Origin of the sequence: Rhizobium tibeticum (genome assembly GCF_900110205.1) — a bacterium.
In the GTDB taxonomy this organism is placed as follows: domain Bacteria; phylum Pseudomonadota; class Alphaproteobacteria; order Rhizobiales; family Rhizobiaceae; genus Rhizobium; species Rhizobium tibeticum.
Genome location: NZ_FOCV01000038.1, coordinates 32462 through 52991 on the forward strand (window position 1 = coordinate 32462; position 20530 = coordinate 52991).

14 protein-coding genes are annotated in these 20530 nt (G+C 61.4%); 10 read left to right on the top strand and 4 right to left on the bottom strand.

Features of this window, described 5'->3' with window-relative positions; all coding sequences use genetic code 11:
- Nucleotides 1-25: 25 nt before the first annotated feature.
- Genes BSG20_RS28850 through BSG20_RS28860 form a run of 3 tightly spaced genes read left to right on the top strand, consistent with a single transcriptional unit; the run spans nucleotide 26 to nucleotide 2284 of the window.
- Entirely contained in the window at nucleotides 26-613 is a 588-nt protein-coding gene (locus BSG20_RS28850) for a protein-S-isoprenylcysteine O-methyltransferase (RefSeq protein WP_072380894.1), read from the top strand.
- A 10-nt stretch (nucleotides 614-623) separates the two neighbouring features.
- Complete coding sequence (locus BSG20_RS28855) at nucleotides 624-1409, top strand: hypothetical protein (RefSeq protein ID WP_072380922.1); 786 nt, start codon at nucleotides 624-626, stop codon at nucleotides 1407-1409.
- Nucleotides 1406-2284: an SDR family NAD(P)-dependent oxidoreductase gene (locus BSG20_RS28860; RefSeq protein ID WP_072380895.1), complete on the top strand. Its 879-nt coding sequence runs from the start codon at nucleotides 1406-1408 to the stop codon at nucleotides 2282-2284. Before BSG20_RS28855 ends, BSG20_RS28860 begins: the two co-directional genes overlap by 4 nt.
- A gap of 16 nt (nucleotides 2285-2300) precedes the next feature.
- Here BSG20_RS28860 and ubiG read toward each other — a convergent pair whose 3' ends face one another.
- Nucleotides 2301-3047: a bifunctional 2-polyprenyl-6-hydroxyphenol methylase/3-demethylubiquinol 3-O-methyltransferase UbiG gene (gene ubiG / locus BSG20_RS28865; protein WP_072380896.1), complete on the bottom strand. Its 747-nt coding sequence runs from the start codon at nucleotides 3045-3047 to the stop codon at nucleotides 2301-2303.
- Between the two features lie 190 nt (nucleotides 3048-3237).
- Between ubiG and BSG20_RS28870 the strand changes: the two genes are divergently transcribed.
- Complete coding sequence (locus tag BSG20_RS28870; RefSeq protein ID WP_072380897.1) at nucleotides 3238-4224, top strand: FecR family protein; 987 nt, start codon at nucleotides 3238-3240, stop codon at nucleotides 4222-4224.
- Here BSG20_RS28870 and BSG20_RS28875 read toward each other — a convergent pair.
- A complete protein-coding gene (locus tag BSG20_RS28875) occupies nucleotides 4221-6428 on the bottom strand; it encodes a CHASE2 domain-containing protein (protein ID WP_072380898.1) in 2208 nt (735 codons plus the stop codon). The two genes, BSG20_RS28870 and BSG20_RS28875, sit on opposite strands and share 4 nt — an antisense overlap.
- A 213-nt stretch (nucleotides 6429-6641) precedes the next feature.
- Nucleotides 6642-7745, bottom strand: coding sequence for an NADH:flavin oxidoreductase/NADH oxidase (locus BSG20_RS28880; protein WP_072380899.1), 1104 nt, complete (start codon nucleotides 7743-7745; stop codon nucleotides 6642-6644).
- 444 nt (nucleotides 7746-8189) lie between these two features.
- Here BSG20_RS28880 and BSG20_RS28885 point away from each other — a divergent pair, with 444 nt between their 5' ends.
- The 6 genes from BSG20_RS28885 to clpB all read left to right on the top strand — a co-directional run bounded on the left by BSG20_RS28885 (nucleotide 8190) and on the right by clpB (nucleotide 17884).
- Nucleotides 8190-9464 (top strand): aspartate kinase, encoded by a 1275-nt coding sequence (locus tag BSG20_RS28885; protein WP_072380900.1) that lies wholly within the window; start codon nucleotides 8190-8192, stop codon nucleotides 9462-9464.
- 90 nt (nucleotides 9465-9554) lie between these two features.
- The gene (ptsP, locus tag BSG20_RS28890; protein WP_093041548.1) at nucleotides 9555-11822 is read left to right on the top strand and encodes a phosphoenolpyruvate--protein phosphotransferase; all 2268 of its coding nucleotides are present in this window, start codon (nucleotides 9555-9557) and stop codon (nucleotides 11820-11822) included.
- Nucleotides 11823-11850: 28 nt separating this feature from the next.
- Nucleotides 11851-12930, top strand: a complete 1080-nt coding sequence (prfA, locus tag BSG20_RS28895) for a peptide chain release factor 1 (protein WP_072380904.1) — start codon at nucleotides 11851-11853, stop codon at nucleotides 12928-12930.
- Complete coding sequence (gene prmC, locus BSG20_RS28900) at nucleotides 12927-13808, top strand: peptide chain release factor N(5)-glutamine methyltransferase (RefSeq protein WP_072380906.1); 882 nt, start codon at nucleotides 12927-12929, stop codon at nucleotides 13806-13808. Before prfA ends, prmC begins: the two co-directional genes overlap by 4 nt.
- A gap of 366 nt (nucleotides 13809-14174) precedes the next feature.
- A complete protein-coding gene (locus tag BSG20_RS28905; protein ID WP_072380908.1) occupies nucleotides 14175-14960 on the top strand; it encodes a DUF4167 domain-containing protein in 786 nt (261 codons plus the stop codon).
- 320 nt (nucleotides 14961-15280) lie between these two features.
- On the top strand, nucleotides 15281-17884 hold the full coding sequence (gene clpB, locus BSG20_RS28910; protein WP_072380910.1) for an ATP-dependent chaperone ClpB: 2604 nt from the start codon (nucleotides 15281-15283) through the stop codon (nucleotides 17882-17884).
- A gap of 55 nt (nucleotides 17885-17939) precedes the next feature.
- On the opposite strand, the gene BSG20_RS28915 is transcribed toward clpB, so the two are convergent.
- Nucleotides 17940-19880: a M23 family metallopeptidase gene (locus BSG20_RS28915; protein WP_072380912.1), complete on the bottom strand. Its 1941-nt coding sequence runs from the start codon at nucleotides 19878-19880 to the stop codon at nucleotides 17940-17942.
- Between the last annotated feature and the right edge of the window lie 650 nt (nucleotides 19881-20530).

A 20530-nucleotide genomic window follows, 5' to 3' on the forward strand; every position in this document is an offset into this window, starting at 1 on the left:
CGACGAAGGGCTCCGGTGATCTGAATTGAGCGTTGCTCTCATTGGTAAAATTGTGTGGGTGCTTGGCATCATTGCCTGGTACGCAATTCGCTATCCTTCGGAACGTCGCGCGAGGCGAACAAGGGTGGTCAGCGACCGTCGCTCGGGTGTAGAAGCGGCAGGTCTTTCCGTCGCGCTCCTGGGACTTGCCTTTGTTCCCGGCTTCTATGTCGCGACGGGGATGCCGGAGGCTGCCGACTATACGGCGCATTCGTGGGCGGTGATCCTCGGCGCAATGTTGTTTTGCGCCGCCATGTGGGTCTTCCGCAGGACGCACAAGGCGCTCGGCCGCAACTGGTCGATCACCCTGCAGATTCGCGAGAAGCACGAGCTGATTTCCCACGGCCCCTACGCACTCGTCCGCCACCCCATGTATACGTCCTTTCTGCTCATGGCACTCGGCCAGGCGTTTCTGCTGGCAAACTGGGTGGTGGGGCTGGCTGGCGTCATCGGCTTCGCAATTCTCTTCTTTTTGCGGGTGGACAAGGAGGAGCGCATGATGCTGGAGATTTTCGGCTCTGAGTATCGCGCCTACATGGACCGGACGAAGCGAATTATCCCCTACATCTACTAGAGGACGCATGATGCGGGGACGCGCCATCAAGCTTTCGCCATCACGACGTCTTGTCGGAGACCTCATGAGGTTCTCGATCGGCGTGCCGCGCGTCACGGTGCAGCGGCAGATGAATCTTGCGCCGCTGCAACAAGCGAGGATGGCGCAAGAGAGCAAGACGTCCTGGACCGTGTTGTTCCTGAAGGGTTATGCGCTCCTCAGCCAGGACGTGCCGGAACTGCGGCGCGCCTATGTCAAATTACCCCGGCCGCAGCTCTACGAGTATCCGGTCAGTATCGCCTCCGTTGCCCATGAGCGCGAGCATGAGGGCGAGCGGATCGTCCTGTTGAGCACGATCAAGGATCCGGAGCATCGGCCGATTGCCGAGATCGAGGAATTGTTTCTTGCAGCCAGATCAAAGCCGATTCACGAGATCAAGCAGTTCCGCAGGGCACTGAAGTTTGCGCGCGCGCCCGGTCCGGTCCGCTGGCTCCTGATGTGGCTCGGGCTGAACCTCGGACGGCAGCGCGGGCGGCGCTTCGGCACATTCCAGCTGTCGGTGTATTCGGGCCTGGGGGCAGAATCGTTGAACCCGCTGACGCCGCTGACCACGATTTTCAATTATGGCTCGATTTCCGAAGACGGAACTGTCACCGTCCGCATCCACTATGACCATCGGGTGATGGATGGCGCCAATGTCGCCCGCGCCCTGGTTCGCTTCGAGAGCATCCTGAACGGGGCGATCGCCGATGAAGTCCGAGGCATGGCGTCAAGTGATGCGATCCCGGGCGAGGCGGTGTCGGGGACGGCGTCATGACCGACGAACAGCGTGAAACATGGCGCCCCGCGGTCGTCGTGGTCGGGGCGTCGCGCGGCATTGGCCGGGCAATTGCCAAGGTGGCCGCCCGAGAAGGTGCGACCGTCGTCCTCGTTGCGCGATCATTGGACGGATTGGCTGCTGCTGCAAACGATGTGAAAACGGCCGGTGGCCAAGCATTCACCCTGTCGCTCGACCTTCTTGCAAGCGACGCCTCGACGCGACTGCAGGACTTCCTTACGGCCAACGGCTTGGCCTGCGACGTTCTGGTCAACAGCGCCGGCTATGGTTTGCGCGGTCCGGCGACAACGCTTCCGATCGCCGACCAGCTCGGCATGGTCGACCTCAACATCCGCGCCCTGACGGATATGACGTTGCATTTCCTACCGGGAATGGTGGCACGCGGACGGGGCGGCGTTCTCAATCTCGGCTCCATTGCCGGTTTCACGCCCGGTCCGAACATGGCGCTGTACTATGCCAGCAAGGCGTTCGTCCGCTCCTTTTCGGAGGCCCTTCATCAGGAAGTCAGATCTACCGGCGTGACGGTTACCTGCGTCGCGCCCGGGCCGGTGTCGACAGAATTCCTCGAGCGGTCAGGTGCTGGCCGGGCTGCACTGTTCAAGATCCTGCCAAAGCTCAGCTCGGACTATGTGGCGGAGCGTTCCTGGCGCGGATTCAAATCCGGCCGCCGCCTGGTCGTGCCGGGCTTTTCGGCGAAGCTGGTGGCCTTCGTGGCATCGGCGCTGCCATCGGCGGTGAAGGTGCCTTTGATCGGTCGCTTGCAACGGCGCAGTCGCGACCTGTGTCCTTGCGGCTCGGGCAAGCCTTTCAAGGAGTGCTGCGGCTCGCGGCAGACGCGTCGAGGGGTCGCCTGAACCCCCGCGAATGCGATTAGCCAGTGCGTTTCGCCAGCATCATGTAGTTCACGTCCATGTCCTTCGACAGATTCCACTGGTTTGACAGCGGATTGAAGAACACGCCTGTGCGATCGACAATCGAGAGGCCGTTTTCCGTAACGGGCTTTTCGATCTCTTCGGGGCGAACGAGCTTCTCATACTGATGAGTGCCGCGCGGCAGCCACCGCAGGATATTCTCCGCGGCAAAGATGGCGAGTGCGGCGGCTTTCATGGTCCGGTTGATCGTTGCGACGAACATCAACCCGCCAGGCCGCACCATCCTGGCGCAGGTGCCCAGGAAAAAATCGACGTCGGCGACGTGCTCGACGACCTCCATGTTTAGAACGATGTCGAAGCTCTCGCCGGCCTCGGCGAGCTGCTCGGCCGTCATCGCACGGTAATCGACGGGAACGCCGGAGGCTTTCGCGTGTGTCGAGGCGATTCCGATATTCTTCTCCGATGGATCCGCACCAACGACACTGGCACCCATGCGTGCAACCGGCTCCGAGAGCAGACCGCCGCCACAGCCGATATCAAGCACGCGAAGACCTTCCAGCGGCCTTGCGCTGCGCACGTCCAGGCCGAAGTTTTCGGCTGCTTTGTCGCGGATATAGGCGAGCCGCACGGGATTGAATTTGTGCAGCGGTTTGAACTTGCCGGTGGGGTTCCACCATTCCGCCGCCATCGCCGAGAAGCGGTCCACCTCTTGCTGGTCGATCGTGCTTTTTGCCGCTTCGCTCATATTTCCGTTCCTCGCATCCGTTCTGAGTGAAGTCGGACGAAGCTGTGAGGAAGTCAAGAGCTGACCGCGGACGTGACGTCGCAAGCAACTCCCAGACGAAGTGAAAAGTGGTCCTGCCTACATCAAGAAGATGAGGAGACGCTAAAGTTAACAATATGCTAATATACTGACGGTTTGTTGAGGGTCGATCATGTCTCGCTTCTGTGGTGCCGTCGCTGCAGGCGTCATCTTTGCTTTGTTTAGTCCGATGCTGGCCTTGTCTGCCGAGCCGGTCGGACAAGCGACATTGATCCGAACGGAGGTGTCCGGTCGGACCGGCCCGCTGGTGGTGCGATCGCCCGTCCACAAAGACGAGCGCATCCGCACGTCATCGTCGGGTCTCGGACAGTTCATATTCAAAGACGGAACGAAGCTTGCTGTCGGCGCTGGATCGACGGTTGTGATCGACAAGTTCGTCTATGACGATTCCGCTTCCGTAAAGCGGCTCTCGATCAAGGCGGCGAAAGGCACGTTCCGGTGGATCAGTGGCAATTCGGCGTCGTCGGCCTATTCGATCGTAACCCCGGCCGGGACAATCGGCGTACGCGGCACGGCTTTCGATTTCTACGTCGGCTCCAATGGCACGACGGCCATCGTGTTGCTCAACGGTGCGGCGAGCTTCTGCGGGCCTGGTGGCTGCAGGCAGTTGCGGCAGCAGTGCGACTGCGTGATCGCAACCCGCGGCGGCAGAATGACCGATCCCAGCCGGGTCGACCGCCGTACGCTGCAGACACTGAGCAATCCACGAGCATTGCCGTTCCTTTCCGGGGATCAGCAGCTCTCAGGCGCACTCGGCGGCATTCGCACCAGTTGCGGGCTGGCATCACTGCGCCAGGACCGCCAGGAACGACCGCAGCCACAGCAACGGCAGGAGCGGCCGGCACCTCAGACGCCCCAGCAAGCGCCCCAGGCTCCACAGCAGGCGCCGCAGCAAGCGCCGCAGCAAGCGCCGGACACGCCGGATCAGCCCGACACGCCGGACAAGCCTGATAAACCGAACAAGCCTGATCATCACCATCACCATCACGACTGGGATCACTATGGTCGAGACCACCATGACCGCGATCACCGCGGGCATGACGGAGACGATGACGACCGCGATCGCAACGGACGTCATGGTCACCGGAGCGATAACTAAGGCTCAAGGTGAAGCTTGGTTTCGCGCGGCAAACCGGTACGAATAGCGTCATCGTCATTGCCGGGATTGTCGCGGAAATGATCGGCTCGGCGCCCGAGGCGGCTGTAGAATTGGGGCAGGATCGCCGTTAGTTCCGCAGCCTTGAGCTTGGCGATGTTGAGCATCTTGCGGCTTTCGGCCGAATGAGTGCGGAGCGCGGCGACAAGCTCCGTGTGGATCCGCTGCATTTCGGCAAAGGCGCTCGAGCCGCGAACCTGTTCACCACCGACGACTGCGTAGAGCCGCGCCCTGCTACTCTTGCCCTTCAGTCCGAGCAAGCCGGCGTCGAGGAGCGCGAAATGCGGCAGTTCGGCGGCCGTGCTCTCCGAGACGAGAATATCGAAGCCAACCTCCTTACAGGCGGATTCGATCCGCGCCGCGACGTTGACGGCATCGCCGACGGCAGAATAGTTGAAGCGCGTCTCCGCCCCCATATTGCCGACACAAGCAAGGCCTGTGTGAATGCCGACGCCGATGCCGACCTGATAGTCCTGACCAAAGCCGAAGGCATCTGATGTGTTGAGTGAAGCGAGCGTCTCACGCATGGCAAGGGCGGCGCGGGTCGCCTTGGCAGGGTGATTTATCACGTCCACCGGGGCGTTCCAGAAGGCCATGATCGAGTCGCCGATAAACTTGTCGAGCGTGCCTTCATTGGCAGTCACGTGGCGGCTCAGCGCATCGAGCAGCGTGTTCAAGAAGCGGACGACCTCGGCTGGCTGCAGCCGTTCGCTGAGTTCGGTGAAACCGCGCACGTCGACGAACATCACCGTCAACTCTCGATCGTCGCCCCCGAGGCGCAGCGCATTGCGAGTGTGCTCGATCCGGTAGAGCAGCGAGGGTGAAAGATACTGCCCGAAGGCCCGGCGGACTTCGCGTCGCTCGCGGTCGATGACGAGGATGCGAAACGACGTGGCGGCGAAATGGATGATCGAGCCGGCAATGATCGGTGCCAGCGGGTCCAAAAGCAGGCCCCAGGCCGAAAAGGCCAACCATGAGGCCGCAAGAGCAAGTGCCGTAATGCAGAGGCCACAGGCGAGCGCTACGGCCGGGCTGACGAAGGTGGTCAGCACAACCAGGATCGTGCCCAGCACGGCAATCGCAAGGATTTCCATTCCATCCGCCCAGTCGGGCCGGGAAAGAAAATGACCGGTCAGGATCTGTTCGACGGTCTGGGCATGCATGGAAACGCCAGGGACGTTCTGGCCGAGAGCCGTCGTCCGAATATCCTGCAGACCGGCCGAGGATGTCCCGACAAAGACGATGCTTCCTTCGATGGCAGCAGCGACCTGCGGATCGACGCCTTGCGGGGCTAGGATCTTGCCGGCGGAGATATAGCGCTCTGCAACATCAGGACTAGTATACAGCCACAACTCGCCGCTTGCCGTCACCGGCACGACGAACTCGCCGATCTTGACCGATGTCAGCGTGTCGGCTGCTTCGGGGGCGGCCGCCAGCACATAGGTTGAAGCACCTTGGGCAACGCGCAGAGCCTCGATCGCCAGATTAGGATAGAGCTGCTCGCCATCCGTCAGAAAGAGCGGGACCTTGCGAACGACAGCGGAGGGATTGCCGGGATTGAGGCTGATATGGCCGAGACCTGTGGCATTGATCTGCAATTGCGGGCGTACCGGTGTCGCCGCGTCGATGCGGGGAGGGGCGTTGACTGGGCTTTCGCCGGTAAAGGCAAAGCCCGCCTTGACCGGTGGTCGGTAGTTGCCTTCGGTCGTCAGGCCGAAGCCGAGCACCACGGGTCGTCCGGCGATCGCTTCGGCGAAAAGCTCGTCATTGTCAGGCAACCGGCTCAGCAAGGTCGGGTCGACGCCGGCGACATCACGCATGACGGTGCGCGGCGAGAGACGGTCGGGTTCGGCAAACAGCACATCGAATGCGATCGCTGCTGCTCCCAGATCCGATAGCCGCTGTACGAGAAGCGCGAGCCGGTCGCGCGGCCATGGCCACTGGCCGAATTCCTTGAGTGAGGCCTCGTCGATGTCGATGATGCGGACCGGCGTCGGCTCGAAGACGCGCGGGGAAATGCGCTGGTATTCGTCGAAGGTGATGTCGCGGATCTGCCGCAGGAGCGGCGGATCGCTTGCCCGCAGCACCGTGAAGGCCGCGACAATAGCGAGGCCAATGATTACGCCGATTTGCTGCGCACGCGTCATATGCAATCGGAGCCCTTGCGTCGGAAGCGATGGACGCAGGTCGGTGGATCATGCCCGGCGTCTTCTCGACGCAGTTAGGCTGCCTGTTTCTGTGGCGCGATGCAACTGCACCTTTCGGGCCGTTGGAGCTCCGGCATGGAGCTCGCCCGCGTAGAGCCGAACCCCAATGTTTTGGGGCATCTTGCTCAGGTGGCTAAATGCTGCGCCGCGCCGTTAGGTTACAAATAGCGATTTGAACTGCGACGGCTGGCAGCGGAGATACTGACTGGCGGCCTTCACCTGGCCGCCGAGCGCGGCTGCAGCATGCCAGGGCCAACGGGGATCGTAGAGCGCCGCGCGAGCGATGGCGATCAGGTCGGCATCTCCGGTAGCGACAATTGCCTCTGCTTGTGTCGGCTCCGTGATCAGGCCAACGGCAACAACGGGCATGTTCACTGCGGACTTGATCGCGCGGGCAAGCGGCACCTGGTAGCTGGGGCCGACCGGGATCTGTTGGGCCGGATGCAGCCCGCCGCTCGATACGTGGATTGCGTCACATCCCCTCGCTTCAAGCATCTGGACAAAGGTGATGACCTGGTCGACGTCCAGACCGCCCTCGACCCAGTCTGTTGCAGAGACCCGCATCGTAACGGTTCTGTCGGACGGCAAGGCCGCTCGAACAGCATCGAAGACCTCAAGTGGAAACCGCATTCGGTTTTCGAGCGAGCCGCCATATTCGTCCGAACGCTGATTGGAAAGCGGCGATAGGAACTGATGCAGCAGGTAGCCGTGCGCGCCATGAAGTTGAACGGCATCTATACCGATCCTCGCAGCGCGAACCGCAGCGGTAGCGAATCCGTCCCGCACGCGTCTTAACCCCTCCTGATCCAGCGCCGTTGGCGGCACATAGTTTGAGCTGAAAGCAATCTCGGAGGGTGCTTTGGTCTGCCAGCCATGCAAGTGATCGGGCGGAAACTGGGTGCCGCCGCGCCACGGAACCTCCGTGGATGCCTTGCGGCCTGCATGCGCAAGCTGCACGGCAATCGGCATATCGGACCAGCGGCGGATGGCTTCGAGCGTGCGGGCCATTGCCGCTTCGGTGGCATCGTCGTACAGCCCGGCATCCGCAAACGTGATCCGCCCCTCTGGAACGACAGCCGTGGCTTCGATGGTCAGAAGGGCTGCGCCCGACAAAGCCAGTTGGCCGAGATGGATCATGTGCCAATCGGTCATGCAACCATCCTCGGCAGAGTACTGGCACATCGGTGCAATCACGATCCGATTGGCAAGCTCAAGATTGCGGACGCGAAACGGCGTGAACAGAACGGGCTGCGACAAACTTCATCCCCTCTAAATTACGGACGCAGCAGGCCGGCAACGGCTTCTTCTGTTGCCCCTACATGCTCATGAACGGTCCCAGAACGGAGGTGCACCAAACACCGTCGGCGGTCAGTGTTGTTCATGTCGTGCAAGCCATATCGCTCCATAGGCTCCCCCTTACTTGAGTCCTGGCCGATGGGCTGCAATTAGCGTCGAGCCCATTCACTTCAAGGACGTCTATCTGCCTTCCGCTCCGTCACGCCCTCATTCTCCTTTGCGCACCTTGCCACCCCCCCACAAACTCGCTAAGAGACGCGGCAACTTGGGCCCTAGGGGGCGCAAGGCTTTAGAAGGGTTCCAGAACTCCCAATTCCTGGCTCTTCAGCCATGCGGTTCCATACAGGGCTCGTGATGCCGGGTCTGGCTTTGGTCTCTCTCGGCGCTAGGTCGTGGTAGAGGCATATGGCACGCATCGTAATGAAATTCGGCGGAACGTCCGTCGCTGATCTGGACCGCATCAAGAACGTTGCCCGCCATGTAAAACGTGAAGTCGATGCCGGCCATGAAGTGGCGGTCGTCGTATCCGCCATGTCCGGCAAGACGAACGAGCTCGTCGGCTGGGTGCAGGGCGCGCCGAAGGTCGTTGGCGCCAATTCGCCGTTTTACGATGCGCGCGAATATGATGCGGTCGTCGCATCCGGCGAGCAGGTGACATCCGGGTTGCTCGCAATCGCTCTGCAGGCGATGGATATCAACGCCCGCTCCTGGCAGGGCTGGCAGATTCCGATCCGCACCGACAACGCCCATGGCGCCGCCCGCATTCTCGAGATCGATGGCTCCGACATCATCAAGCGCATGGGCGAAGGTCAGGTTGCCGTCATCTCCGGCTTTCAGGGGCTCGGACCCGACAATCGCATCGCGACGCTCGGCCGCGGTGGGTCGGATACGTCCGCGGTCGCGATCGCCGCTGCGGTCAAAGCCGATCGCTGCGACATCTACACCGATGTCGACGGCGTCTACACGACCGATCCGCGCATCGTGCCGCAGGCGCGCCGCCTGAAGAAGATCGCCTTCGAGGAAATGCTCGAAATGGCCTCGCTCGGCGCCAAGGTCCTGCAGGTTCGCTCTGTCGAACTCGCTATGGTGCACAAGGTCCGTACCTTCGTGCGCTCCTCTTTCGAAGATCCCGATGCTCCGGGCATGGGTGATTTCTTGAATCCGCCCGGAACGCTGATTTGTGACGAGGATGAAATCGTGGAACAGGAAGTAGTCACCGGCATCGCCTATGCCAAGGATGAGGCTCAGATCTCGCTTCGCCGTCTTGCCGACCGGCCGGGCGTTTCGGCGGCGATCTTCGGGCCACTGGCCGAAAGCCACATCAACGTCGACATGATCGTCCAGAACATCTCCGAAGATGGCTCGAAGACCGACATGACCTTCACGGTTCCTTCCGGCGACGTCGACAAGGCAATCAAGGTTCTCGGCGAGAACAAGGAAAAGATCGGCTACGATGTCGTTCAGAACGAATCGGGTCTGGTGAAAGTGTCCGTTATCGGCATCGGTATGCGCAGCCATGCGGGCGTTGCCGCCACCGCGTTCAAGGCGCTGGCCGACAAGGGCATCAATATCAAGGCGATCACGACATCGGAGATCAAAATTTCGATCCTGATCGACGGTCCGTATGCGGAACTCGCTGTCAGGACTTTGCATTCCTGCTACGGTCTGGATAAGAACTGATTCTGAACAGGCTTGCCGCGCGTTCAAGTTGAGAAGTCACGCGGCTGTTGGCTGTGAGACTTTGATGTTTGTTTTGGAGCTTGAGACGCAATGAGAGACCTTTCCGGCGGTCCGCGCGTGCTGCTCAAGCGGCTACGCGAGTTGATGGCGGAGCCGCTGGAGCCGCAGGAACGTCTCGATCGGATCGTTCGCCAGATTGCAGGCAACATGGTGGCGGAGGTCTGCTCCGTCTACGTGTTGCGTGCCGACGGCGTCCTCGAGCTCTATGCAACCGAAGGTCTGAACAAGGAAGCGGTCCACCTCTCCCAGCTCAAGATGGGGCAGGGTCTGGTCGGCACGATCGCCGCATCGGCGCAGCCGCTCAATCTCTCCGACGCGCAATCGCATCCGGCCTTCCGCTACCTGCCGGAAACCGGCGAAGAGATCTATCATTCCTTCCTCGGCGTGCCGATCCTGCGCACCGGCCGTTCGCTCGGCGTTTTGGTCGTGCAGAACAAGGCAAGCCGCACCTATCGCGAAGAAGAGCTCGAAGCGCTCGAGACGACCGCGATGGTGCTCGCCGAGATGATTGCTACCGGCGAGCTCAAGAAGATCACCAAGCCTGGCCTCGAGCTCGACCTGACGCGTTCGGTGACCATCGACGGCGACACCTATAACGAAGGTATCGGCTTGGGTTACGTCGTGCTGCACGAGCCGCGTATCGTCGTCACAAACCTGCTGAACGAGGATTCCGAGAAGGAAATCCGTCGTCTCAGCGAGGCGCTCGGGTCGCTCCGCATCTCGATTGACGACCTTCTGTCGCAGCGCGACGTTTCGATGGAGGGCGAGCACCGCGAGGTTTTGGAAACCTACCGCATGTTCGCCCATGACCAGGGCTGGGTGCGCAAGCTTGAGGAAGCGATCCGTAACGGGCTGACGGCGGAAGCCGCGGTAGAGAAGGTGCAAAGCGACACCAAGGCGCGCATGATTCGCATGACCGATCCCTATCTGCGGGAGCGGATGCACGATTTCGAAGATCTGGCGAACCGGCTGTTGCGGCAGTTGACCGGCTATACCGGCCGCACGGCGGGGGATGGCTTCCCGAGCGACGCCATCATCTTGGCGCGTGCGATGGGGGCGGCCGAATTGCTCGAGTATCCGCGTGCCAATGTGCGCGGCCTCGTGCTGGAAGAAGGTGCGGTGACGAGCCATGTGGTGATCGTCGCGCGTGCCATGGGCATTCCCGTGATCGGCCAGGCCGCGGGCGTGGTGGCGCTTGCCGAAAACGGTGATGCCGTGATCATCGATGGCGATGGCGGGCATGTGCATCTTCGCCCCATGCCTGAGCATCAGCGTTCCTACGAGGAAAAGGTACGGTTCCGCGCCCGCCGGCAGGAGCAGTTCCGGGCGCTGCGCTCCGTCGAGCCGCGCACCAAGGATGGGCAGCGCGTGTCATTGATGATGAATGCCGGGCTGCTGGTCGATTTGCCGCAGCTTTCGGACTCGGGCGCCGAAGGCATCGGCCTGTTCCGCACCGAGCTGCAATTCATGATCGCCTCCACCATGCCAAAGGCGGAAGAGCAGGAACTGTTCTATCGCAACGTCCTGAAACAGGCGGCCGGGCGGGTCGTGACCTTCCGCACGCTTGATATCGGCGGCGACAAGGTCGTTCCCTATTTCCGCGGCCATGAGGAAGAAAATCCGGCTCTAGGCTGGCGGGCGATCCGCCTGTCGCTCGATCGTCCGGGTCTGTTGCGCACGCAGTTGCGTGCCATGCTGAAGGCGGCGGCGGGCATGGAGCTGAAGCTGATGGTGCCGATGGTGACCGAGGTTTCCGAGATCGCCGCGGTGCGCGACCTCCTGCAGAAGGAAGTGCAACACCTGTCCCGCTTCGGCCACGGTCTGCCACGCAAGCTGCAGTTCGGCGCGATGCTGGAAGTGCCGGCCCTACTCTGGCAGCTCGACGAGCTGATGTCGGCCGTCGATTTCGTCTCGGTCGGGTCAAACGACCTCTTCCAGTTTTCGATGGCGGTCGATCGCGGCAATGCGCGAGTTTCCGACCGCTTCGATCCGCTTGGCAAGCCCTTCCTCAGGATCCTGCGCGACATCGTGCGGGCGGGCGAACGCAACAACACGCCGGTGACGCTATGCGGCGAGCTTGCCGGCAAGCCGATCTCCGCGATGGCGCTGCTCGGCATCGGCTTCCGTTCGGTATCGATGTCGCCGGCGTCGATCGGTCCGGTCAAGGCGATGTTGCTCGGCCTTGATGCCGAGGCGCTGGCAAAGGTGATGAATGAGGCGCTTGACGATACCAAGTCGCCGACTTCAATGCGCGACGTGCTTGCCCACTTCGCCGATGCTCACAATATTCCTCTTTAGTTCAAGACAAGCAGAATCGGAGTGAAGGGTGGCGAAGCTTCCCGTTGAAAAGATGCGCGAGCTGGAACGCCGTTTTGGTGAGATCGAAGCGCGCATGTCGGCCGGCCCGGCGGCCGATGTCTATGTCAAGCTTGCCTCCGAATATTCCGAGCTGCAGCCCGTCGTCACGAAGATCCGCGCCTACGAGAAGGCGATTGCCGAGCTTGCAGACCTCGAAACCTTGCTGAACGACAAGTCGGTGGACCGCGAAATGCGTGATCTGGCCGAGCTGGAACTGCCTGAGGTAAAGGAGCAGCTGGAGGCGCTGGAGCAGGAAATCCAGATCCTGTTGTTGCCTAAGGACGCAGCCGACGAGAAGAGCGCCATTTTGGAAATCCGTGCCGGCACCGGTGGCTCGGAAGCTGCACTCTTTGCCGGCGACCTGTTCCGGATGTATGAGCGCTATGCCGCCGCCCACGGCTGGAAGGTGGAAGTGCTGTCGTCGAGTGAAGGCGAAGCGGGCGGCTTCAAGGAGATCATCGCGACGATTACCGGCAAGGGAGTGTTCGCCAAGCTGAAATTCGAATCCGGCGTCCACCGCGTCCAGCGCGTTCCGGAAACGGAAGCGGGCGGGCGTATCCACACCTCGGCCGCGACGGTCGCGGTCTTGCCGGAGGCGGAAGACATCGACATCGAGGTCCGGCCGGAAGACATCCGCATCGATACGATGCGCTCATCCGGCGCCGGCGGCCAGCACGTCAATACCACCGACTCCGCCGTGCGCATCACGCACCTGCCGACCGGTATCGTCGTTACCAGTTCCGAGAAGTCGCAGCACCAGAACCGCGCCAAGGCGATGCAGGTTCTGCGCTCGCGGCTCTATGACGCCGAGCGACAACGCGCCGACAGCGAGCGCTCCGCCGACCGCAAGAGCCAGGTCGGCTCCGGCGACCGTTCCGAACGCATTCGCACCTACAACTTCCCACAGGGGCGCGTGACCGACCACCGCATCAACCTGACGCTCTATAAGCTCGATCGGATGATGGTCGGCGAGATCGACGAAGTGGTAGACGCGCTGATGGCCGATTATCAGGCGAGCCAGCTGGCGCAACTCGGCGAGCAGCAATGAGCAAGAGCGGGAAACAGGCCGGGCCTACGGTTTCCCAAATGCTGGCCGAGGCCCGCCGTCGGTTCACCGAAGCCGGCATAGAGAGCGCTGCCGCGGATGCCCGCGTGCTGGTCGCAGGGCTACTTGGTCTTTCGACGACTGCTACCGTCACGCGGGGCCCCGAAACCGTCGGCACGGAGCAGGTGGCAAGCATCGAGCAAGCAATCGAGCGTCGGCTGGCGCATGAGCCGGTTCACCGCATTCTTGGCGAACGCGAGTTCTACGGCCTACCACTATCATTGTCTGCCGAAACCCTCGAGCCCAGGCCTGACACCGAAATTCTCGTCGACACGATGCTTCCTTATCTGCGCGATCTTGCAAATACCGAGGGCCGTATCCATATCCTGGACCTAGGAACCGGAACTGGGGCGATATGCCTTGCGCTGTTGAGCGAATGTCCGGAAGCGTCAGGCGTCGGCAGTGACATATCAGCCGATGCGTTGAGGACGGCACAATCAAACGCGGAAAGAAACGGATTGCGGGATCGCTTCGAAACCATTCAGTCCAGTTGGTTTGAAAACATCCACGGCGCGTTTCACGCGATTGTCTCAAATCCGCCCTATATCGCATCTAAGATCGTTCACACTCTCGCTCCCGAAGTGACGAAATTTGATCCACCTGCCGCACTGGATGGCGGCGCGGATGGGCTTGACGCCTACAGAACCATCGCCAAAGATGCGGCTAGGTTCATACAGCCCGACGGCGTTGTGGGACTTGAGATCGGCTACGATCAGCGAAACGACGTGACAGACGTTTTCGAGGCTGAGGGCTTCAAGCTTCTGGAATCCGTGAAAGATTACGGCCAGAATGACCGGGCGCTTGTGTTCGCGCTCAAGTGATGCGCGGCAACGTAAAGCACTAAACAGGACATTGGTGTCATTGCGAAGAAAAGGCTTGGATTTCCACGGGAAGCAATATAGGTTGACCCCACGCGTTGGAGAGATAGGACAGAACGGTGAGTCGTTCGATACTAGCTCGGCCTCGGGGGTCGGCTCTTTTAAACGAGAGTTTCAAAGGTTGAACACGACCCAATGCGTGAATCAGTCAAACTGACTTGAGAACAAGCGGCAGGTTGGCGCGAAGGCGCATTATGCTTGCGGCACGAAGGCCCTGAGCCGGTGAACCGGCCACGGCGGTTGGTGCCACCACTCCACAACAAACCACAAAACAAACCACAACAAACAATGAATTCAGGTGAACGATCTATGAGGCCAGGACAGCAGAACAAGCGCGGTCGCGGGCGTGGCAATAACAACGGCGGCGGCGGCGGTGGGGGAAACAACAACAACTTCAACCGCAAAGGCGGCAATCCGCTGACGCGCACCTACGACAGCTCCGGCCCCGACGTTAAGATCCGTGGTACCGCGCAGCATATCGCTGAAAAGTATGCGCAGCTCGGTCGCGACGCACAGAGCTCCGGCGACCGTGTCATCGCCGAAAACTATCTGCAGCACGCCGAACACTACAACCGCATCATTGCCGCCGCACAGGCGCAGATGCAAGAGCGCTTCCAGCGTGACGACCGCAACGAGTTCAGTGAAGGCGCCGAGCGCGAGGGCGACGACATCGAAGGCGGGGACAACGACGATGTCGTCATCGTCCAGCCGCCGCGCCAGCAGTATGAGCATCAGCAGCGCCGCTCGGAGGAGCAGCCGCAGCGCCGAAACGACGAGCACTCGCGCCGCAACGAAGACCAGCCCCGCCAGCCGCGGCGTCAGGAACAGCAGCCGGCTGCAGCTGCATCGGCAGCGCCGCAGCCCGAAGCCATCGACGGCAGCGGTCCGCAGCCTGAGATCGAAGGTATCCCGGTAGAGGTTTCGATGGACGAGGAAAGCGCCGCAGGCCAGCCGCGCGAGCGGCAGCCGCGTCGCCGCACTGCCGGTAGCCGTCCACGGCGTCCGCGCCGCGCTACGGAAGGCGAGGCTCCGGCCGAGGGCGAAGGCGCAGATTCGGGCGACGCCCCTGTTCTGGCGGATGCCGCTTCGGAATAGCCGGATCGGCTTCGGAATAGCCGGATCGGCTTCGGAATAGCCGGATCGTTCAGTGATCCGAGCTGACGGATAAAAAGGTCGCTCTTCGGAGCGGCCTTTTCTGTTTCTGCCTGACGTCTTTCTCGGCGGGTCTCCCCGCGCAGGACCGGCGTCTTTTTCGCCCGATTGCCCTTTAAACTTTTGAAATTGTCCACCATATCCAGCCCAAGTTCAGCCGCAAATCCCAAACCGCGGCGGACAATGAGCTTGCCATTGAGGGAGCTCAATCTCAGTCATCGGCCTGTGCCTCGTGAGGGCAGGGCGATTCATGGAGGTATAGTATGAATATTGAAAAATACTCCGAGCGGGTGCGCGGTTTCATTCAGTCCGCCCAGACTTATGCGCTCGCGCAGGGTCACCAGCAGTTCACGCCCGAACACGTTCTGAAGGTGCTGCTCGACGACGACCAGGGCATGGCCGCTTCGCTGATCGAACGCGCCGGCGGCGACGCCAAGGCTGCACGTCTTGCCAACGATGCCGCGCTTGCCAAGTTGCCGAAAGTATCAGGGGGCAACGGGCAGATCTATCTTGCTCAGCCGCTTGCCAAGGTTCTTTCGACCGCCGAAGAGGCAGCCAAGAAGGCTGGCGACAGCTTCGTCACCGTCGAGCGGCTGCTGCAGGCGTTGGCGATCGAGTCTTCGGCTTCGACGTCCACGACGCTGAAGAATGCCGGGGTGACCGCGCTTGCGCTCAATCAGGTCATCAACGACATCCGCAAGGGCCGCACGGCCGACAGCTCGAATGCCGAACAAGGCTTCGACTCGCTGAAGAAGTACGCCCGCGATCTGACCAGCGAAGCCCGCGAAGGCAAGCTCGATCCGGTCATTGGCCGCGACGACGAAATCCGCCGCACGATCCAGGTCCTGTCGCGCCGCACCAAGAATAACCCGGTGCTGATCGGCGAGCCGGGCGTCGGCAAGACCGCCATCGTCGAAGGCCTGGCGCTGCGCATCGTCAACGGCGACGTGCCGGAATCGCTCAAGGACAAGAAGCTGATGGCGCTCGACATGGGCGCCCTGATCGCCGGTGCGAAATATCGCGGCGAGTTCGAAGAACGGCTGAAGGCGGTGCTCAACGAGGTGCAGGCCGAGACCGGCGAGATCATCCTGTTCATCGATGAAATGCACACGCTGGTGGGCGCCGGCAAGGCGGATGGGGCGATGGACGCCTCCAACCTCCTGAAGCCCGCGCTTGCGCGCGGTGAGCTTCACTGCGTCGGCGCGACGACGCTCGACGAGTACCGCAAGCATGTCGAAAAGGATCCGGCCCTTGCCCGCCGCTTCCAGCCCGTCATGGTCGAGGAGCCGACGGTCGAGGACACGATCTCGATCCTGCGTGGCCTCAAGGAAAAATACGAGCAGCATCACAAGGTCCGTATCTCGGATTCGGCCCTGGTTGCGGCGGCGACGCTTTCCAACCGCTACATTACAGACCGATTCCTGCCCGACAAGGCGATCGACCTGATGGACGAAGCCGCTGCGCGGCTGCGCATGCAGGTGGATTCTAAGCCCGAGGAGCTGGACGAACTCGATCGCCGCATCATGCAGCTGAAGATCGAGCGCGAGGCGCTGAAAAAGGAAACCGACACGGCATCCGCCGACCGACTGGTGCGGCTCGAAACCGAGCTGACGGGTCTCGAGGAAGAGGCCGATGCCCTGACGGCCCGCTGGCAGGCGGAAAAGCAGAAGCTTGGCCTTGCCGCGGACCTAAAGAAGCAGTTGGACGAAGCACGCAACGAACTCGCAATCGCGCAGCGCAAGGGCGAATTCCAGCGCGCCGGCGAGCTGACCTACGGCGTCATTCCGGAACTCGAAAAGAAGCTGACGGAGGCCGAACAGCAGGATAGCGATCGCAGCGCCATGGTGCAGGAGGTCGTTACTCCCGACAACATCGCGCATGTCGTCTCTCGCTGGACCGGCATTCCGGTCGACAAGATGCTGGAAGGCGAACGCGACAAGCTGCTTCGGATGGAAGACGAGCTGGCGAAATCGGTGATCGGCCAGGGTGATGCGGTTCAGGCCGTGTCGCGCGCCGTCCGCCGTGCGCGTGCCGGCCTGCAGGATCCGAGCCGGCCGATCGGCTCGTTCATCTTCCTCGGCCCGACCGGTGTCGGCAAGACGGAGCTCACCAAGGCGCTTGCCCGCTTCCTCTTCGACGACGAGACGGCAATGGTGCGCATGGACATGTCTGAGTACATGGAGAAGCACTCCGTGGCCCGGCTGATCGGTGCCCCTCCCGGCTATGTCGGCTATGACGAAGGTGGTGCGCTGACAGAGGCGGTGCGCCGCCGGCCGTACCAGGTCGTTCTGTTCGACGAGATCGAGAAGGCGCACCCTGATGTCTTCAACATCCTGCTGCAGGTTCTCGACGATGGCCGCCTGACGGATGGCCAGGGCCGGACGGTCGACTTCCGCAACACGATGATCATCATGACGTCGAACCTCGGCGCCGAGTACCTGACCCAGCTCAAGGAAGGGGACGACAGCGAGGCGGTTCGCGAGCAGGTGATGGAGGTCGTGCGCGGTCACTTCCGGCCGGAGTTCCTGAACCGTATCGATGAGATCATTCTATTCCATCGCCTGAAGCGCGAGGAAATGGGGGCGATCGTCGATATCCAGTTGAAGCGTCTGGTGGCGTTGCTTGCCGAGCGCAAGATCACGCTTGAGCTAGACGACGATGCCCGGAATTGGCTCGCCAACAGGGGCTATGATCCGGTCTACGGTGCGCGGCCGCTGAAGCGCGTGATCCAGAGGTATGTGCAGGATCCGCTGGCCGAACAGATCCTCTCCGGCCAGGTGCCGGACGGATCGACGGTGAAGATCACCAGCGGTACTGACCGGCTGTTGTTCCGCACGCGGAATACCGCGGTCGACGAAGCAGCTTAAAGTGGTTCGATCGTCAGAAAGAAATGGCGGCCTCGGCCGCCATTTTTGTCGGATGCTATTTGCTCGCGACCTGCGGTGGCGGCTGGTTGCCGAGGAGGGCATCGATGCGCTGCCGCTCGTCCTCGAACTTTGCCAGCGCCCCGCCCTTCAACGACTTGCCGCCTGGCAAGCGCACTCGGAGTGGATCGACCTTGGTGCCGTTGACGATCATCTCGTAGTGCAGATGCGGGCCGGTGGATTCGCCCGTCGTGCCGACCCAGCCGATCACCTGGCCCTGGCGCACCTTGGCGCCAGGAACGATACCCTTGGCGATGGCGCTCTGGTGATTGTAGGAGGATTCGTAGCCATTGGCATGGCGGACGATGGTCTGGTTGCCGTAGCCGCCGGAATCCCAGCCGGCTTTCTCGACAGTGCCGTTGCCGACCGCGATGATCGCCGTGCCGCGTGGAGCCGCCCAGTCGACGCCCGTATGCATGCGGGCAAAGCCCAGGATCGGGTGCCGGCGCATACCGAAGCCTGACTTGAAGATGCCGTTCGGAACGGGATTGCGCAGCAGGAATTGCCGAATGCTCTTACCGTCCTGATCGAAGTAGTCGATCGAACCGTCTTCCGGATCCTGGAAGCGGTAGAACCGTGTCTGCGTGTCGCCGAAGCGCGCGTTCACATAGAGAAGCTCGGAATCGGCCGTTGCCTGTCCGCTTGAGTCGGCGACGGAAAAGAAAGCCTCCAGAGTATCGGTCGGGCGCAGTTCCGCCTGGAAGTCGACGCTGCTTGCCAGCAGCTTGATGACGAGCGCGGTCATATCCTTGGTCATGCCGTAAGAGAGCGCAGCACGGTAGATGCCGTCATAGACACGTGGCAGGTTCTGGTTGGACGGGACCGATGTTGAGTTGTCGTCGAAGGCGGTCGTGACCGCGTCGATCGGCGGCGGCTCGCGTCCGGCGACGAACCGGTCGTGGTCGTCGAGCGCCACGGTGATAAGGTGGCGGGTGCCGCGATAGACGCTGGCGCGGATGATCTTGGCTTGTTCACCTCTTTGCAGGATGCCGATCCGCAGCACATCGCCCTTTGAGAGGTCGTCCGATCCGATCATAGGCGACAGATAGGCAGACAGGCCCTTGGCCTGCGGCTCCGGATAGCCCGAGTCGGTCATCGCCTTGATGATCGACGTGCCCTGACGCACCGGGATGATGTCGTCGGCAAACTCTTCCGTCTGCGGGGTGATCGATTCCGGTGCGGAGACCGTCATGTTCTGCTCGAGGACACGGGCCGTCAGGCCGGCCGTCAGGTCAACGTCGTTGTCATCGTTGGAGAAGCGGCGCGGGTCCACGTAGTAGAGTGCTGCGACCTGGGCCGCGCCGTCGGTGAGGACTGAGCCGTTGGAGCGCACGTTCTCCTCGATCTCGTCGAGGGTCATACCGGGTGCGACCTCAAGATCGGACTTTGCCGCGGGGTAGGCCACCGTTTTCAGACTGACCTCAGACTCCACGTCCGAACCGTAGATCTGGCCAGTGCGAACGGTCGGCTGTGCGTCGGGTTCGTCTGCCGAGAAGATCGTCAGCGGATTGAAGCTCGGATAGTCTTCGGTCGCCACGTGGTTGGCAGCCAGCGTCATCTTTACGCGCGCGAAGGGCTGGCGGCGGACGACTTCCTTGTCGCCCTCGTGGACGACGGTCGAGACCTCCATGATCTTGCGGTCGGACGGCTTGGCGGCAATCGCAGGCGCAATCAGGCGGCTGCCACGCGTCACATCGGTATCGGAATGCGCCTCGGCATTGATATTGGCGTAGGCCTCGGCGGGGATCGCCAGTTGCTGGCGACCGTCGAGCGCGGCAAAGAGCGCCACCCCCATCAGCACGCTTGAGGTAATGCCGGTGAGGAACGTACCCGAAAGCCAGCGCAATGAAACCTCGCGGCGGTCGGGCGCTCGTCTGCCATCGGCGAGAAGCGGCGGCTCGTTGCCGAACGAGCGGATCATCATCTTCTCCGTCATCATGGCAGGTGGATCCGCGTCCTTTCGGTAGGCTTTTCGGGTGGCTCTGGCTGGCGCCGAAAAGTGCATAGTTTGACAATGGAAGTCAAATGGGCCGCATGTGCGACCCAAATCATTCACCCTTGAGACCATCTGATTGTGAAGATGTAAGGGCGAAAGACCTCGTCATCGCGTTTTGAGGCGCTATTTCTCTAGAAATGACCCGGCTACCAGCGCAACCGGAGGGCAGAAAGGAGGGTTTCTGGAAATCCCTTTTAGAATTCAATGCGATGCAAGAAATCTCGTTTTTTTTGAAAACCAGTGTTGACTTCAAAACGGGGTAGGATCTATAAGCCCACTCACTGAACGAGGGCGGCGGCGCTGCTGGCGACGATGTCCTTCGCTTCTGAGTTTCTTGAGATTGGCTGCGACGCTGATTGTTTCCTGGGCCGGATGGTTTAGGGGCGAGGAATTTTGACCGGGGTTTCTGGTCTGTTATTTGACAATTGAAGATGAGAAGAAAGAGAAACGTGGGCGGCGGAGCTTGCGAGGATCGGAAGGAATTTCGGTTCTTAGAAAGAGACTTTGGCGGTCACGTTTATCAAGAGAAGTTACACTGGTTTTTGACGCGAAGGTTTAGGCTTTTGTGTTTAGAAAACAGGTGTGAAGTTCTC